The following is a 201-nucleotide window of genomic DNA, read 5'->3' on the forward strand; positions in this document are numbered from 1 at the left end:
TGGACGTCATGAAAAAAGTTGCCGAGTCAGGCATCACCATGCTGGTGGTAACGCACGAAATGGGTTTTGCCAGAGAAGTGTCAGACCGGGTAATCTTTTTCAATCAAGGAGAAGTGCTGGAAGATTCTAACGATCCAGAAGCTTTCTTCGAACATCCGAAGTCAGAACGGGCACAGGAGTTCTTGAGCAAGATAATTACTT

The 201-nt window shown here is 45.8% G+C and carries 1 pseudogene; it reads left to right on the plus strand.

The annotated features are described in order from the left end of the window. A pseudogene (locus KI210_RS08870) lies at positions 1-201 on the plus strand (amino acid ABC transporter ATP-binding protein); the annotation flags it as partial.

This window comes from Lactobacillus corticis (assembly GCF_018327645.1).
Classification (GTDB): Bacteria; Bacillota; Bacilli; order Lactobacillales; family Lactobacillaceae; genus Lactobacillus; species Lactobacillus corticis.